Source organism: Marinomonas sp. UCMA 3892 (genome assembly GCF_012726345.1).
Classification (GTDB): domain Bacteria; phylum Pseudomonadota; class Gammaproteobacteria; order Pseudomonadales; family Marinomonadaceae; genus Marinomonas.
The window spans coordinates 37,994-53,448 of the sequence record NZ_PTXN01000003.1; the positions used below are offsets into that span (position 1 = coordinate 37,994).

Consider the following 15,455-nt stretch of genomic DNA (forward strand, 5'->3'; position numbering starts at 1 on the left):
TTGACTGGAGTCGGTTCGCTCAAGGTGAATTCCAAGAGTAAGTATTTACAAGTGGACAGATGCACATCAACACAGAAATAGATATTGTTATAGAGGGTATCCATGAACTGCTCAGGCTTTTTCACTTTCCGGTAACGGCAATCGACGTTCGTTGTACACGACCAAATACACGAAGAATAGTATGCAGAGACTACACAAAGTCAGGACTATACCTAAATGCTGAGACAACCCTACCAAGACCAAACCACCACCTAACATCAAGTAGTACATCGAGCCCAAGATCGCACCGGCAGTCCCCATGCACTCTTTATAATTGCGCAGAGCGCGCGCTAGTATGTTCGGTATCGCTATACCATACGCCATGACCACTAACATCATCGGCAGTACGAACCATACGGTCTCTTCAAACAATAACAACAATACACCGCCACTCAGGGAAAGAATGCACGCCAACGTGAGTTGCGAGGGAAACTGCCAGTGTTTGCTAACCAAAAATTTGTTAATCACCGCACCAACACCGACACCTGCTGCTAAGATGAGACCTGTATAGCCAAACCAATCATCCGGAAGTTCAAGCTTAGAGAAAAGGAACGGTGCCAGTTGATAGTAACTAAACATACAAATGTTAAATAACGCGACTAGCGATGCACTAAGCCAAATATCGCCGTCCTTCAACATTTTAACCAAAGTTTCTCCAAACGAGCTCGCCGATATCTGCTTGGGACAGGTTTCCGGTAGTTTCAAATATGCATACCCAAAAAGTACAGCAGCCAAAATGACCAAGCCTCCGAATACGCCTTGATATCCCCAATAATACGTCAGCAATGCACCACTTAAGACACCCACTGCGGGACTAACGGCCATCGCAATCCCCATGATCGAAAAAATTTTAGCCAATTCAGGACCGTCAAAGCGATCTCGCATCGCAGTTTGCGTCCCTACGGATCCAACAGATGCACCAAAGGCCGCTAACATACGTGCGGCTAACAACACGATGAAACTACTGCTTAGTAAAGCAACTATTGAAGCGATTAAATAGAGCATTAGACCCAACAAAATGCTAGGACGTCGCCCAATGATGTCGCACATACGCCCCCAAAACACTACACCCAATGCAAAGGCGAAGAAGTAACATGATAGTGTTTGTGCTGCTATTGCCGCGCTAACTTGAAATCCATCAGCAATATGGGTCAAAGCCGGACTGTATATCGTTTCAACCACTTGGGGAAACATCATCAATGACGTTGCCAGAGTCAGGGTCAGTCTACGTTTCATAAAAAATCCATAACCAAAAATAAGATACATACGGTAGCATCTTGCCCATAGAGACGATTACAATAAGAAAGACAATAAATTTACAAAATAGGACACAATATGGCATGGCTTCAGGCACAGGACAGTTTTAACCCTGATGCCTTAAACAATCGTGTATTGGGAATTGCCGCCGAATTGGCACAGCACGATTCTGGCGTCCATTATCATGACAAAGGGCAGTTATTATTCTGCAAACAAGGCAGTATGCGGATCACACTAGATAACAGCCTTTGCCTGCTCCCTCCGGCAAGGGTTGCTTGGATTCCGCCTCACGTAGAACACCGTGTGAAAGTGAATGACGTCGTTGGCTATCGTTCCATTTATATAGATTGCAATCACTATCATGGCATGCCTGAAGAGGTTACCGTATTAACCGCCTCACCACTTTTGCGTGAGGTTCTGGAACGTATTGCGTTAGCACCATTCAACACGAACTGGCAAGATGGCGCTTACGCCAATATTTTGGCCGTCTGCCTTGACGAAATCACATCAGCACCGCTTGAAGTGACGTTACTGCCACTGCCCACTGATCGGCGTCTACGCCACCTCGTTGCTCAAGAAGCGCTCCCACCGTTGAACAGACTCTCACATCTTATAGGCGCTTCCGAAAAAACAATTAGCAGAATATTTCGACGCGAAACGGGCTTGAGTTACCAGCAATGGCGTCAACAATGGCGATTGAATAAAGCGATTGAGCTACTCTCCATAGGGTGGTGCCAATCTGAAGTGGCCTCTCAGTTGGCATTCTCCAGCGACAGCGCCTTCACTACTTTTTTCAAGAATATGGTAGGTTGCCCACCGAAAATTTATATGGACAGGCGAAAATAAGCGCTGTTTGTGACAAAAAAACTGTCGGGTTAGGCTGTCATTTTTGTGCCAACCATCAATAACAGTTGGGGGCAAATAAAAATGAAACTGTAATATTTTATGCTTGCGAGAATATGCGTTACGTTTTGGGGTCATAACCAGGCTATTTACCAACAATTGCCCACAATTGAAAAATCTATTTTCCTTGCAACCCGTACTGGAAGTTTTTAGAATCACACATAGTGCTTCAGGGCGCATCCGACTCGCGGAAAAAGGTTAACCTTACCTGTAATGCTCCACCCTTCTATACGACATTTTAGCTTTCTGTGCTTTCGCGAGTTAAGTGCAACCTATGTAGGAGAGCTTAAATGAAAATCTTGCCAAATAACCCCAGCATTGAATATCTACATCGTGCCGCACGTGCTTTGCGGTCCAAACATCGCGCAGGCGATCCAAGTGTCGTCGAGCTGATCAGTCATTTCGATACTTCTTTTCAAAATTTGCAAACTGAGCAAGTCTTATTGCAACCCTTCTCTATTTTAGATGCACAAAGAGTCATTGCTCGACAATATGGCTTTGCCAGTTGGCGCCGCTTGAAGTTATTCATTCAAAAATCCACTCAACCAAGTGCCGACTATGACCCAGCTCTAGCTGAGCAGTTAACTCGACGCAATGCTATGCGTATCGCTCTGATGCGCCGTTATACATCTAAAAAAGCTGGCTGGTTCGACCACTTAGATGATTTTAATGAAGAGTCCGTCGAGATGCTCGAAGCGATCTATGACAAATACGGATGGGTCGGCCCTCAAATCGTTGGACGAGAAGGGATAGAGGCGTGTTACTGGTTAGGYATTAACTGCTTGAAGAACAGCCAATTTCARTATCGAAGTGCTGAATTAATGCGTGAGGCTTTGCCTTTAGGCGAGTGCTATGGAGGGTATTACGCAGTCTCGATTGATCGTTGGTTAACGCTCTCTTATCAACCATCCATCTTTGGCGCATTCAATGACTTCAATGAGCGCAGTGATCGGGTGGAATACAGCGACAATGTCGTTGACCCAAAGAACCTAAACAAGAGACGTGCGCAAGTAGGTTTGATCAATTTAAACAAAGCCAATGAAGAATGGGCTGATATGATTCGTCAGCGTAAAGCTTATCGATACACCAAAGATGAGTGGCAGGCACTAATACGCAAATGGGCATTAGAAGGCGGCTATATTGCTGCCTAGCAGCCATTAGCCTATACGCACCATTGCAGTCAGATAACCTTCCATCTGACTGCAATTCTTCGACATATATTTTATTAAACGACTTCACCTGATACGTGTACTTTGAAGAAGGCTTGGTATCCTTTGGCGCGATCTTTTTGCTGGCGACTCCATTGAATATAGAGACCATGGGGTTGCCAGAGCTCACTTTGTCGCTCTAAAGCAATGCTAAAACTCTCAGAAGTTTTGAGCGACGTTATGAAACATTGTAATATGTTATCTAAAAAGGGAATCGTGAATAAAGCGGCAGCAAACAGCCCATATCGCCACTTTTAAAGTAGAAGCAGACTTGGAAATAAACTGGGACTAGGCGTATTAGGCGCCTCTAAAACGAAAACCCCAGCTCAAGGCTGGGGCGAGTATTTAGGTCTTTGCGAAAGGTCATTAGCTAAACGCTCATTGGAGCCAAACGCCAACCTTAGGATTAATTCTAGGCCCTACGCTCCCACTAGTCAACACAACATAAAATGGAAGGCAAGGATGCCAAATACTATTAACAATCAATCAGCATTAATAAATCAACTTATCTCCAACAAACGGCTCGAAAGCTACAAGGCTGTTTTTCATTGTTCAAATGAGGCTGAACTTATCGGTGCATATCTCTGGAATATTGAGGTGTGCTCAGCTCTATTCCCGCTTCTAACCAGCGCTGAAGTGACTCTTAGAAATTCAATCGATCATGCATTAACACAAAGCTTCGGTCGCTTTTGGTGGCGAAAAGGGCGATTACGCTATAATTCTTATGCCCCAGACAAAGAGCCGCCTTTTTCAGTCTCGGCAATTACTAACAACTTTTCAAAAGCAACGAACCAAGTTAAGCGTGATAAACAAGCACGCTACAATATAGCCAATGTTCGACCGTTGCATCAGGAAATCATAGCGAAAACAGAATTCTCCACTTGGGAGTTCATTTTGGATAGTGAATTCATGGGTGATGAACTCATATGGCCTGCACAACTTGGGAAAGTATTTCAGGGAAAATGGCCCTCATCCAGTGCAGCGAGTATGCTCAGTTCAACAAAAGACCTTGTTAAAACATTAAGAGAATTTCGTAATCGTGTTTCTCATAACGAACCCACCTGGAAACGATACGGAGTGGATAGCCAAGAAGATGCCATTGCTCACTTACACGAAAAAATAGACCGTATCTACAAGCTGATCCTCTTAATTTCACCACGTAAAGCGGAACTCGTTAAAGAACAGAACTTCCTATCAAGCGCCATGAGAGTTTGCTCAACAAATGAAACTTCCATCTGCCAAAATAATAATATCGACTCGATAAAGGAACTTAGGCACGCAATGATGGAAGCAACAGCCCAAAACCACACAATCATAATTGAAACCTCAGAAGCACCGCATTGCAAACTCATACCATTAAGGTATTAAAGCCTTACTAATAAGCTCTCAACACTACTAAGAGAACATCATCAACATCAACGCGTCTTTATTGGTAGAAACGGGTGCTAGGATAACCAGGACAATCAATTTGACGCATCCGTCACAGTGTATATATCTAACAGTGCGCGCCGTGGGACTTGTTTAGCAAAAGCTTTCCCCCCCCCGCGGACAGATGATAAAGAAGCCTGTATCTAAAGATATGGGCTTTTTTATGCCCGCCGAAGATTTCCCAATCTTCCCATCTCAAGAGCACTAAAAAGCAATTACAAGCAATTGGTGTCAGGTGAAAATTAAGCTTAATATCGCCAATTTAATTTACCCTTTAACAAAATTTTTTTGCTCCCACCACGCACAAAACGGCTGCCAGTGTTACCCACAGCATGGTTAAACTGATGCTTTCTTGCAGTAACCAAGCCGCCAGTAAAAACCCCATAAATGGTTGAATTAATTGCAGCTGACTCACCGCCGCAATACCACCTAGCGCCAACCCTCTATACCAGAAAATAAAGCCAAACAGCATACTAAAAAGGGAGACATAGCCAAGCCCTAGCCATGCCGATGTCGTCACCAAAGCGAATGAGCTGGGCCATAGGAAATACAGCAATGGCAGCATCACAGGTAAAGACACGACTAAAGACCAGCAGATCACCTGCCATCCACCTAATACACGCGACAAACGTGCGCCTTCCGCATACCCCATACCACAGACAACTATCGCCGCCAGCATTAAACCATCACCCATTAACGATACTTCACCCGCACCTAAGGCGGCATAGCCAACCACCAAGGTTGCCCCCACCAATGAAAAGAACCAAAACGGCCAGCTAGGACGTTCACCGCCTCTTAGCACTGCAAACAACGCGGTACAGATGGGCAATACGCCCACAAACACCACACAATGCGCTGAGGTGACGTACTGCAGTGCAAAAGCCGTCAATAAAGGAAAACCAACCACTACTCCCATAGCACTAAGCAAGAGCGTAAAAATTTGCGAGGTATTAGGGCGAGGCTGTTTGAGCAGCAGTAAAAATAATAAACCTAATAATCCAGCAATCGAAGCTCGAGCCACTGTTAAGAAAGTAGGATCAAAGCCTTGCAGAGCGATTCGTGTCGCCGGTAACGAACCGGCAAAAGTCGCCACGCCCACGAAACCACTAAGCCAACCTTGTGTTACAGGTTTCATATCATTCTCCCTAAAAATAATAGCACTATGAAAACGAAAAAATGGCTATAAGAGGAGATACAAACCGACACAATTTAAAAAAACTGTTATGGTTATATTGGCAATACAATTTGAAAGTAGAGGATAAGTATGGCTCGTGCAGGCACATTGATTGAATCAGTAATGAAGGATATTGAGTCAAAAATCACGTCGCGGGCCTACTTGCCCAATACGCGTTTACCTTCCGTTCGCGCCCAAGCTAAAGCCATGCAGGTTTCAGTCTCCACTGTTGTCGAAGCCTATGATCGCCTCGTCGCAGAAGGCTGCATTGTGTCTCGCCCTGGAGCAGGCTTTTATACCTGTGGTCCTATTGCGCCCTTAAACCTCACTCATATTGGCCCTACAGTAGCGCGGGAGATCGACCCGTTATGGGTCTCACGAGAATCGCTGGAATCAACACCTGGCTCATTGATGCCGGGCTGTGGATGGCTTCCCTCTGAATGGTTCTATCAATCAGGCATAAAACGCGCTCTGCGAAACCTTGCCAGAACTCATTCCTTAGATTTGACAGAATATGCGCCACCTAAAGGCTCCCAAGCGTTTCGTCATTTCTTACAACGTCGGATGTTGAGCCATAATATTGAGGTCACTGCTGAACAGATTATGCTAACTGAGTCTGGGACTCATGCCATTGATTTAATTGGTCGCTTTCTCCTTTCTCCAGACGATACTGTGCTGGTCGACGATCCCTGCTACTTTAACTTTCACGCTTTATTAAAAGCACACAGAGTCAACATTATTGGGATTCCCTACACGCCCAATGGGCCTGACTTAGAGCGTTTTGCACAAGCGATAAAAGACTACAATCCTAGGCTTTATATCACTAACTCAAGTGTTCATAACCCAACAGGAGCTCATTTAGCACCGCATGTTGCCCATAAATTACTCACACTAACTCAGGCATCGGAACTGGTTATTGTTGAAGATGATATTTTTGCTGATTTAGAAACCACTCGCTCACCACGTTTAGCGGCCTTGGATGGTTTAAATCACGTCATTGAAATTGGTAGTTTTTCCAAAACGGTATCCGCTTCAGTGCGCTGTGGTTACATTGCCGCGAGGCAAGATTGGATAGAGCAACTGGTGGACTTAAAAATCGCCACATCATTCAGTGGCAATCGCCTCGACAGTGAAATCGTTTTACAAACACTGACAGATAGTGGCTATCGTAAGCACATGGATAAACTTCATAACTGGCTTGCGAAACAACGACAAAGCACCACGAAAAAGCTGGTCAACTTAGGTATTCAACCTTGGATTCAACCGAAAGACGGTATGTTCTTATGGTGCCAATTACCCACAGGCAAAAACGCCACTCAACTAGCCCGTGATTGTTTGAGCAAAGGGGTCGTTCTCGCCCCGGGCAATGTTTTTAGCCAATCTCAGAATGCCCATGATTATCTTCGCTTCAATGTGGCACAATGCACGGATCAGAAAATTTTTGACGTATTGGCTTGGGCTTTAGACCAGCAGAGATAAAAATCGGCAGTATGAAGAGATGTTGCACGTAATTTATGATTATAACGACACTGTATTGAGAATGGATTCTAGTTTTTAGGTGAGTCTGGCTCTCAGGTATCGAACAATTTTGCTATTTTCATCTGTCCCAAATTTCAAAAACCACTTTGCTCGCCCTCTTAAAGACCAGACCTCTTTTGCGACCTATTTTGGTGCAAATATGACGTGTTTTGTTCGTCTGTTTCAGCATTAAATCGGTAGAATCAAGTTTTACCATGATGGTTAGAGCGAGGAAGGTAGATGGAGTTTAATATAAAGCTTATTTTTAGTTGCATCGCCATTGTGTTGGCGATCATTGGCTTTGTGCCTTACATTGCGCTGATCTTACGCGGCCAAGTAAAACCTCACGTATTTTCGTGGGTGATTTGGGGCATAACCACAACCATCATTTTCTTTGCTCAACTGGAAGCTGAAGGCGGCGTAGGTGCATGGCCTATTGGGCTATCGGGGTTTATTACGATTTTCATTGCTTTCTTGGCATATATAAAGCGCGGCGATGCTACTATCACCAAGTTGGATTGGGGCTTTTTAGTCGTGGCGTTGGCGTCGTTACCACTGTGGTATATCACTAGTGATCCCTTGTGGACCGTGGTAATTCTGACCACAGTTGATATGATCGGCTTTGGTCCCACCTTCCGAAAAGCTTATCACCGCCCCTTTGAAGACAGCCGTGTGTTCTTTATTATTATGATTTTACGTAATGCATGTTCCGTTGTGGCACTCGAAGCCTACTCAGTTACCACCGTACTGTTTCCGTTCTGTTTGGCAGTAGGTTTTTTAATTCTATTAATTATCCTGCAGCACCGTCGCGGTGTGCTGTCCCAGCAAGCAGCTTAGTTTGATCAACGATTATTGATTGAGGTCAAGCTAATTGTCATTGTGTTGCATTATGCCTAGATCAACAATCTGCTGCCTAGGCATAATGCAACCCAAGTAAGTAATACTACGTTAGGCGGTTACTTTTAATGATTTCCCCTTTTTCTATTGTCTTTGCTGACATTTCTAACAAAAAGCGCAAATTACAAGCCGCTTGCTGACTATCTATGCTGAGTTAATGAACTTTCCTACGAGGAATTTTGTTTTAAAGTAACGCTATCAATCAGAGCTTTTCTGGAGCTAATTATGTCTACTTACAAAAACGGTGTATCGCTGAATGCAAAGCGTTATAACGACAAGTTGTTACTAAACATGAAAACATCAGGCCACCCAAGCGAGATGGATTTTGAAAAAATTACCCCTCAGCTAGAAGCCGCAATTTATTCTATCCATTCGCCTTACGCAGGCTTACTTGTCGATATTAGTGAATTCGAAGGCTGGAGTATGAAAAGTGCGTGGACAGAGTTTTTACTCAGCCAACGACTCGGTGGTGAATTTGATCGTATTGCTATTTATGGCAAAAGCCCTTGGCAAAACCGACTTATCCGTGTGATTAGCTGGTTTATCTCAGCAGACATCAAGGTATTCAAGCGTAAGAAAGAAGCCACAGACTGGGTTATGTCTTCATAAGCCAGTCCTGTCTTACTACTGTATTATCTAGCTCCAAAGCGAAGGTAATGCCTTTAGTTCTTGCACTAACCATGTGGCTAACGTTTCGTGCTCGGGCCACCAAGCAAATGTATCAAGCCAAGCATCTGCACTTGGGCTGAGCCAGTAGCCCACCACACATCCAAGTACTAACAAAATAGAAGCTAGCGGCTCGCCCCAGTCGGTGATTTTCATAGCCGTGCCAAATGAACGCTTAATACGCATCCCAGACAGCTCGATGCTATATAATTCATCAAGAACTAGATGAATGGTCGCACCAAGAAACACAAAAGCACCAATGCCCCACGCGGTTTTCTCTGGCAAAGCAAATAGATGATACGCCGCTGGCACAGCAAGAATGACAAACATTATATTCGCCAGCACACTGTGTAACGTGCCTCTGTGAATGGTGAATTGCTCAAACACCCAGCGAATGGGAAATCGCACCACCAGATAGCTGACAATCGCTAACGCGAGAATTTGCCAATGCAGTAACTTATCCATGCCAAATGCAATCGCTAAGCCACCAGCCAAAGCACCAAATAGCCGGAAAATTAGTCGAATAGCAGCAGAGTCATCGGCATCTATGTCAGGCAATAGTCCACCAAATGTGCCCGCTAACGCATAAAAAATCGCCTCGTTCATGTTGGCAAAGCCCATGATAAAGCAGGTTGCAGCCAAAGGCGCACTCAATACGGCTGCCACGGTAACATGGGTCTTAAAATCGGCCATTGTTTTTTGCCCTTACTACAAAGATTTAAATCAAAATCAGCTTTTAACAAAGGATTAACGGTTAGTGGGCGCATACTACCGCATATAAATCACAAAATTAAAGACGGTCGTTTGTAAAGGAATCATAAACTTCCAGCTATTTTTGTTTATACTTAGCCCACTGCAGGCGAGAGCGCTTGATTTAACTGATTAAGAGACAATGAATGGCAAAGCGTAAACAAGGTATATTCGGTAGGATTTGGTTTGTTGCATGGCGTTTTTTGCTGTTATTCGTGATTGTTTTGTTCCTGTTTCGGTTTGTGCCACTACCAACCACCTCCTTCATGCTGCAAAGCCAGTATCCGGTCAAACACACTTGGATTAGCATTGATAAGCTACCGACTTATATGCCGCTGGCGGTTGTGGCGTCTGAAGATCAACGTTTTCCGGATCACTTTGGTGTCGACTTTACAGCGATCAGTAAAGCGCTCGACCAATACGACGATGGCGACGGACTACGCGGCGCCAGCACCATTACCCAACAAACCGCAAAGAATCTCTTTCTGTGGTCAGGACGAAGCTTTATTCGCAAAGGCCTAGAAGCCGGTTTAGCCATCGGCCTAGAAACCCTTTGGGGTAAGAAACGCATTCTCGAAGTGTATTTAAATATCGCTGAATTTGGCAAAGGCATCTACGGAGTTGAGGCCGCCAGCCAGCATTATTTTGGCCGCTCCGCTAGCAAGCTCACCATGAATCAAGCGGCACGACTGGCCGTGCTATTACCCAGTCCAAGAACTCGAAACCCAAATGATTTAACTTTTTATCTTCGCGAAAGAGTCGACTGGGTTGAACGCCAAATGCAGCAACTTGGCCCTGATTATCTCAAACCAATTATTGAGTAAATTAGGCTATTGGCACAAATAGTGGTTTGCCGTTTAGTTCTGTCATGGCCAGTTTCTGGCGATAAAGCGGTTCTAGATTTTGCTGAGTTAATAAGCTAGCGGCTTTTCCCCAGATCGGTGGACGGTCTGGGTACAAAAGTAGTACATGAGAGCACCATTGAGCAGCAACATTTACATCGTGCAGTGACATAACAACCACTTTCTCCATGCTAGCTTGTTCTGCGAGTAAACCCATCACCGCGACTTGATAATGCAAATCTAGATGATTAGTCGGTTCGTCCACCAGCCATACATCGGGCGTTTGCGCCATCAAAGCCGCTAACGCTGCACGTTGTCGTTCTCCACCCGATAAACTGTTTAACGCCCGTTGTGCAAACTCTGCCAAGTCCAAACGTTCTAACGCCGAGTATGCCAGAGCTAAGTCCTGTTCGCTCTCCATTTCCCAAGGCGATAAATGCGGAAAGCGCCCCAACAAAACAGTTTCCAGCACGCTCGCAGGGAAACCATCTTGATGCTCTTGAAACATAATGCCAATTTGCTGAGCGAGTTTTAAGCGATGCAATTCGGTAATAGGTTGGTCATTTAATTCAATAGTGCCTAGTGCTGGCGCTTTCAAAGCTGCCAGAGTATGCAGTAAGGTAGTTTTTCCCACGCCATTTGGCCCCAAAATCCCCCACATTTGGCCAGCTTGAAAGGTTAATGACAAAGCATGCGTTGGTTGGGCAGATTTATTAGGTATCGCCGCCAGCAATTGAGTCAATTTCAGCTTGGTCATAAGCGCCCCCGTTGCAATAGGTACAAGAAGGTTGGCACCCCAAGCAACGCGGTGATGACGCCTACAGGCAGTTGCTCTGGGGCAATAACGGTACGTGCCAAGGTATCTGCAAGTGTTACCAAACAACCGCCAGCTAGAGCACTCGCGGGCAGAATCAGTCGCTGGTCATTGCCCAGAACCATACGCAGCATGTGTGGAATAACCAAACCAACAAAACCAACGCTACCAGCCGTTGTCACTGCAATCGCGGTCAGTAGACTGGCTAACAAAAAAACAAAGCGTTCGAGGCTTTTCACATTCACGCCAAGTGCCGCTGCTTGCAAAGGCCCACGAGCCAACACATTGAGGCTGCGCCCGAGTGGCATTAAAATCAAGCAAGTCGGAACCAATACCAACCAAGCTAACCATGGCGTGCTGGCGTAGGATAAATCTCCCATCAACCAATACAACATACCAGGGATTTTATGGGGCGGCGCTAGGGCCAACATAAGTGTAATCAACGCCCCCCAACCTGCAGCAATCACCACGCCAGTTAATAACAACCGCATAGTCGCCGTATTACCCAAGCGAGCAGATAAACCAAATACCAATAAAGTAGATAAAACTGCGCCGAGAAACGCCATGCCTGACATCAAAACCCCACTGATTCCAAGCAAAATCGCCGCCAGCGCTGCCACGGATGCGCCACCTGAAATCCCCAATACATAAGGATCTGCCAATGGGTTCCGAAGGAGGATCTGCATCAACGCTCCCGCCACGGCCAACAAACCGCCCGTAGCAAACGCCGCCATAACACGAGGCAAGCGCAGCTCTAATACGAGAGTTTGATTAAGACCCGAGCCTTGCCCAAGCAAAGCCTGCCAAACAGCGTAAGGCGATAAGTTGACGCTGCCTTGGGTGATCGCAAACACGACACTAAGCATCGACACACACATTAATATCCCAAGCGGCAATATCAACGAGCGCCGGTTTGTCGGGTGGCGAGTCTTAACGTCGAGCACGGGCAATATCCAGTTTTTCACAGAGTATTTGTGCGCCTTCTAATAATCGCGGCGTTGGACGCTGAATCAACGATGGCGGCACAAAAAACAGATTGCCTTTTTGCGTAGCTAACAAATCGGCAAACACTCGCCATTTTTCAAGCCAGTTGGCGTTTCGTTCGCCCATACCTCCTGCGATGATGGCTTCAGGATTTTTCAGTAATACCGCCTCTTGACTCAGACGAGGAATCAAACGCGGCGAATCCGCAAACACGTTATCGCCGCCACATAAGTCAACCACTTTGCTAATATAATGGCTGCCATTCATCGTCATTAGCGGTTCATCCCAAACTTGATAAAAGGTTTTGACCCGAGGGGCTTGTTTATAGCGTTCGTGCAAGACATCAATGCCAGTACGAAAGCGCTTTGCTTCTTCCTTGGCTCGTTTTGAGGTGCCAGCTAGTGCGCCCAAGTTGTCGATATTACGAGCAATGTCTTCGAACTCATGGGGCTCTACGTAATATACTGGTAGACCCAAGCGTTCTAGTGTTTCGATTTGCTCGGTTGGATTACCGGTTCCCCAAGCCAGTATTAAATCGGGCTGTAGGCTGATCAAACGCTCTAAATCTAAGCGCGTATGACTGCCCACTGAGGTAACGCTTTTTGCGGCTTCTGGGTAATCACTATAAGACACCACCGCAACCACATTATCCCCCGCGCCAGCAGCATAAATCAGCTCGGTGGCGCCAGGTGATAGCGCCGCGATGCGCATTGCCGCATGATCAATACAGACATCTCGCCCGCGATCATCCACCACACAGATAGGATCAGCCAACGCGTTGGACACGAATGCCCAACCACTTAACAATAAAGCCGATATTGACAACAAACTACGCATCGGGTTAACCATTAAAATGCCGAATAGTTAAGGGTTAAGAACACGCCACGACCCGGATTAAAGTAGCCTTTTGCCGTTTGGTACTCTTTATCAAGGGCGTTTTTGACACTAATTTCAGCGTTCCAATCAGCGGCAAAGTCATAGCTAGCACGCAAGTTCATCGTCACATAGCCCGCCAACGTTTCAGAGCTGCCCAATGTAGTCGCTCGGCCATCCGCTCCGATTAATGTCACACCAACCCGTCCTTTTTCAAATAGACGATCTGCACTTAAACGGGCACTGCGTTTGGCACGTTTAGGCAATTGAAAACCCGTATCGTCATCTTTTGCGTCTAGCCACGTTAATGCCGCTTTTAACTGCCATTGCTCTAATGTTAGGCCTGAAGACAGCTCAACACCTTGGACTTTAGAATCCACATTGTAAGCCGCCCAAGACCCTGTGTAATTAGACCAGATAACCATATCGCCATAGGAGGCATCAAACACCGCAGCGTCCCAGTACATATTGTCATAATCGGCACGAACACCCAGTTCAACAGTTTTAGATTTCGTCGCTTTAAGTGTTGGGTCACCACTGCTTGGATAGTATAAATCGTTAAACGTTGGCGCTTCGAAAGCGGTCCCGTAGCTTGCACGTAGAGTATGTATGCCATCAAGCTTGTAACCAACAGCCACACCGCCTGTCGTCGAATCACCATAAGCACTGTTATGATCTTGACGAATATTAAGTTGCAGGTGGGTTGCCCCAAAATCAAACTGAGACTGAGCAAACACCGCATTATTACTGCGATCAGGCGCTTGATAGCTGGTGACGTCTACTTTGTCTTCAGAGGTTTCAGCTCCCAACACAAACTCATGTTCACCTGCCGAAATAGTGTTGCTCCAACGAGCAGTTTGAGTTTTAGTGTTGTACTTATCCTCTGAAGAAATGGTTTTGCTGTCGTTGCGAGTCTGAGACAATTTCAGCTCTGTATCCCAATCTTCCGTTACTGGAAGGCTGACGCTCAACCCGATCACCTGCACCTGGTAATCATTTTCGTCACCGACATAGTGATTTCGCCCTTCACTATTCATAATCAAACCACTGATGCGCGCACCACTGCTAAAATCATGTCCAACATTGAGCAATACATTTTCGTTGCGGTAGCCCTGAGCTCCCTCACCTTCTTTAACAATATCACCGTCGGTTTCAAACTTGCCTGCTGACAAAAGGTATTGCGTGTTATCGCTGGAACCAGACACGGTCGCATCGATAGTTTTTGTATTAAACGAGCCACCACCTACAGATACATTCATGTGCGAATCATCATCGGCCTTTGGCAAAAACGCTTGAATCACGCCGCCTACCGCATCAGCGCCATACAAGGTAGCTTTAGGACCTCGAACGATCTCTAGACGATCAATTAAAGATGTCGGAATATTTTCAAATGGCGCGCCACCTGATGTCGCAGAATACAAAGGAATACCATCGAGCAAAAACTTAGTAGATTCTGCACTCGCACCGCGCATATAAACACTAGTGGTCTTTCCGTAACCGCCATTCGAGCTGATATCTACACCCGGCTGCGCCGCTAGTAGCTCGCTTATTTCTTGCGCTTGCTGAGCTTTGATTTCTTCACGATTGATGACCGTAACAGATGACAGCGAATCCGCCACACTGACCGAAGTAGATGTTGCCGTAACGACCAAAGGTGATAAGGTCGACGATGAATCTGCTGTTGTCTCTGCGTGAGCCGAAACGGCGGACACAACACTAAACGCCACGAGGGTTCTCGTGAACGCTGGGGAAATACATTGAGTTTTCATAATAAAGTCTACTGTTGCACTGAGCACGCCCGCACAGTGGTGACATTTGGTTCCAACTTACGCAGAACCCCCAGTTACAGGCAGGTCTCCGGACTCAAAAGTTGCAAACGCAGGCTTTGCCGCCTTCCCATGGTGAACCACAGTGGCTTGTTGGCAAAGTTTGACTTTTTTACCGTTGCGGGGGCAGCGTCAGAGTTGCACTGACTTCCCTATTATTGCTGACATCACGCCAGCAACCTATAACGGCGCGTACTCTAACATAAGGTTCCATCAGGGTCAGATGAAAAAACTATCGTCTAAATTCAGTTTCCTTCAATTTGAATGGATAATCCG

14 protein-coding genes and 1 riboswitch are annotated in these 15,455 nt (G+C 45.9%); of the genes, 7 read left to right on the forward strand and 7 right to left on the reverse strand.

Annotated elements, in window-relative coordinates:
* Positions 1-111 precede the first annotated feature (111 nt).
* Positions 112-1,275, reverse strand: a complete 1,164-nt coding sequence (locus B6N13_RS05555; RefSeq protein WP_169458770.1) for a multidrug effflux MFS transporter — start codon at positions 1,273-1,275, stop codon at positions 112-114.
* Between the two features lie 99 nt (positions 1,276-1,374).
* On the opposite strand from B6N13_RS05555, the gene B6N13_RS05560 reads away from it, so the two are divergent.
* From B6N13_RS05560 to B6N13_RS05570, 3 genes are all read left to right on the forward strand, one after another.
* The gene (locus tag B6N13_RS05560; protein ID WP_169458771.1) at positions 1,375-2,142 is read left to right on the forward strand and encodes a helix-turn-helix transcriptional regulator; all 768 of its coding nucleotides are present in this window, start codon (positions 1,375-1,377) and stop codon (positions 2,140-2,142) included.
* A 347-nt stretch (positions 2,143-2,489) separates the two neighbouring features.
* On the forward strand, positions 2,490-3,350 hold the full coding sequence (locus tag B6N13_RS05565; protein ID WP_169458772.1) for a DUF6624 domain-containing protein: 861 nt from the start codon (positions 2,490-2,492) through the stop codon (positions 3,348-3,350).
* Positions 3,351-3,869: 519 nt separating this feature from the next.
* The gene (locus B6N13_RS05570) at positions 3,870-4,775 is read left to right on the forward strand and encodes an Abi family protein (RefSeq protein WP_169458773.1); all 906 of its coding nucleotides are present in this window, start codon (positions 3,870-3,872) and stop codon (positions 4,773-4,775) included.
* Between the two features lie 334 nt (positions 4,776-5,109).
* Here the strand turns inward: B6N13_RS05570 and B6N13_RS05575 are convergent, their stop codons facing one another.
* Complete coding sequence (locus B6N13_RS05575) at positions 5,110-5,970, reverse strand: DMT family transporter (protein ID WP_169458774.1); 861 nt, start codon at positions 5,968-5,970, stop codon at positions 5,110-5,112.
* 129 nt (positions 5,971-6,099) lie between these two features.
* Here B6N13_RS05575 and B6N13_RS05580 point away from each other — a divergent pair, with 129 nt between their 5' ends.
* The 3 genes from B6N13_RS05580 to B6N13_RS05590 all read left to right on the forward strand — a co-directional run bounded on the left by B6N13_RS05580 (position 6,100) and on the right by B6N13_RS05590 (position 9,033).
* Positions 6,100-7,488, forward strand: coding sequence for a PLP-dependent aminotransferase family protein (locus B6N13_RS05580; RefSeq protein WP_169458775.1), 1,389 nt, complete (start codon positions 6,100-6,102; stop codon positions 7,486-7,488).
* Positions 7,489-7,767: 279 nt separating this feature from the next.
* On the forward strand, positions 7,768-8,364 hold the full coding sequence (locus B6N13_RS05585; protein ID WP_169458776.1) for a hypothetical protein: 597 nt from the start codon (positions 7,768-7,770) through the stop codon (positions 8,362-8,364).
* 285 nt (positions 8,365-8,649) lie between these two features.
* Positions 8,650-9,033, forward strand: coding sequence for an STAS/SEC14 domain-containing protein (locus B6N13_RS05590; protein WP_011978093.1), 384 nt, complete (start codon positions 8,650-8,652; stop codon positions 9,031-9,033).
* Between the two features lie 27 nt (positions 9,034-9,060).
* Here B6N13_RS05590 and B6N13_RS05595 read toward each other — a convergent pair whose 3' ends face one another.
* A complete protein-coding gene (locus tag B6N13_RS05595) occupies positions 9,061-9,783 on the reverse strand; it encodes a metal-dependent hydrolase (protein ID WP_169458777.1) in 723 nt (240 codons plus the stop codon).
* A gap of 203 nt (positions 9,784-9,986) precedes the next feature.
* Here B6N13_RS05595 and mtgA point away from each other — a divergent pair, with 203 nt between their 5' ends.
* Complete coding sequence (gene mtgA / locus B6N13_RS05600) at positions 9,987-10,664, forward strand: monofunctional biosynthetic peptidoglycan transglycosylase (protein ID WP_011978091.1); 678 nt, start codon at positions 9,987-9,989, stop codon at positions 10,662-10,664.
* Between the two features lies 1 nt (position 10,665).
* Here mtgA and B6N13_RS05605 read toward each other — a convergent pair whose 3' ends face one another.
* Genes B6N13_RS05605 through B6N13_RS05620 form a run of 4 tightly spaced genes read right to left on the reverse strand, consistent with a single transcriptional unit; the run spans position 10,666 to position 15,080 of the window.
* Positions 10,666-11,439 carry an ABC transporter ATP-binding protein gene (locus B6N13_RS05605; protein ID WP_011978090.1) on the reverse strand — a complete coding sequence of 258 codons (774 nt, stop codon included), beginning with the start codon at positions 11,437-11,439 and terminating at the stop codon, positions 10,666-10,668.
* Positions 11,436-12,374, reverse strand: coding sequence for an iron ABC transporter permease (locus B6N13_RS05610; protein WP_011978089.1), 939 nt, complete (start codon positions 12,372-12,374; stop codon positions 11,436-11,438). The genes B6N13_RS05605 and B6N13_RS05610 overlap by 4 nt, the downstream gene beginning before the upstream one ends.
* A 52-nt stretch (positions 12,375-12,426) precedes the next feature.
* A complete protein-coding gene (locus tag B6N13_RS05615; RefSeq protein WP_169458778.1) occupies positions 12,427-13,317 on the reverse strand; it encodes a cobalamin-binding protein in 891 nt (296 codons plus the stop codon).
* Between the two features lie 11 nt (positions 13,318-13,328).
* The gene (locus tag B6N13_RS05620) at positions 13,329-15,080 is read right to left on the reverse strand and encodes a TonB-dependent receptor (RefSeq protein ID WP_048813862.1); all 1,752 of its coding nucleotides are present in this window, start codon (positions 15,078-15,080) and stop codon (positions 13,329-13,331) included.
* Positions 15,081-15,183: 103 nt separating this feature from the next.
* Positions 15,184-15,378, reverse strand: a riboswitch (cobalamin riboswitch).
* Positions 15,379-15,455 lie beyond the last annotated feature (77 nt).

What these genes read in the sequence shown, in the direction of transcription:
- B6N13_RS05570 (WP_169458773.1), top strand. Translation starts at nt 3,870, where the DNA reads ATGCCAAATACTATTAACAATCAATCAGCATTAATAAATCAACTTATC.
- B6N13_RS05595 (WP_169458777.1), bottom strand. Translation starts at nt 9,783, where the DNA reads ATGGCCGATTTTAAGACCCATGTTACCGTGGCAGCCGTATTGAGTGCG.
- B6N13_RS05605 (WP_011978090.1), bottom strand. Translation starts at nt 11,439, where the DNA reads ATGACCAAGCTGAAATTGACTCAATTGCTGGCGGCGATACCTAATAAA.
- B6N13_RS05585 (WP_169458776.1), top strand. Translation starts at nt 7,768, where the DNA reads ATGGAGTTTAATATAAAGCTTATTTTTAGTTGCATCGCCATTGTGTTG.
- B6N13_RS05590 (WP_011978093.1), top strand. Translation starts at nt 8,650, where the DNA reads ATGTCTACTTACAAAAACGGTGTATCGCTGAATGCAAAGCGTTATAAC.
- B6N13_RS05555 (WP_169458770.1), bottom strand. Translation starts at nt 1,275, where the DNA reads ATGAAACGTAGACTGACCCTGACTCTGGCAACGTCATTGATGATGTTT.
- B6N13_RS05615 (WP_169458778.1), bottom strand. Translation starts at nt 13,317, where the DNA reads ATGCGTAGTTTGTTGTCAATATCGGCTTTATTGTTAAGTGGTTGGGCA.
- B6N13_RS05580 (WP_169458775.1), top strand. Translation starts at nt 6,100, where the DNA reads ATGGCTCGTGCAGGCACATTGATTGAATCAGTAATGAAGGATATTGAG.
- B6N13_RS05610 (WP_011978089.1), bottom strand. Translation starts at nt 12,374, where the DNA reads ATGTGTGTGTCGATGCTTAGTGTCGTGTTTGCGATCACCCAAGGCAGC.
- B6N13_RS05560 (WP_169458771.1), top strand. Translation starts at nt 1,375, where the DNA reads ATGGCATGGCTTCAGGCACAGGACAGTTTTAACCCTGATGCCTTAAAC.
- B6N13_RS05575 (WP_169458774.1), bottom strand. Translation starts at nt 5,970, where the DNA reads ATGAAACCTGTAACACAAGGTTGGCTTAGTGGTTTCGTGGGCGTGGCG.
- mtgA (WP_011978091.1), top strand. Translation starts at nt 9,987, where the DNA reads ATGGCAAAGCGTAAACAAGGTATATTCGGTAGGATTTGGTTTGTTGCA.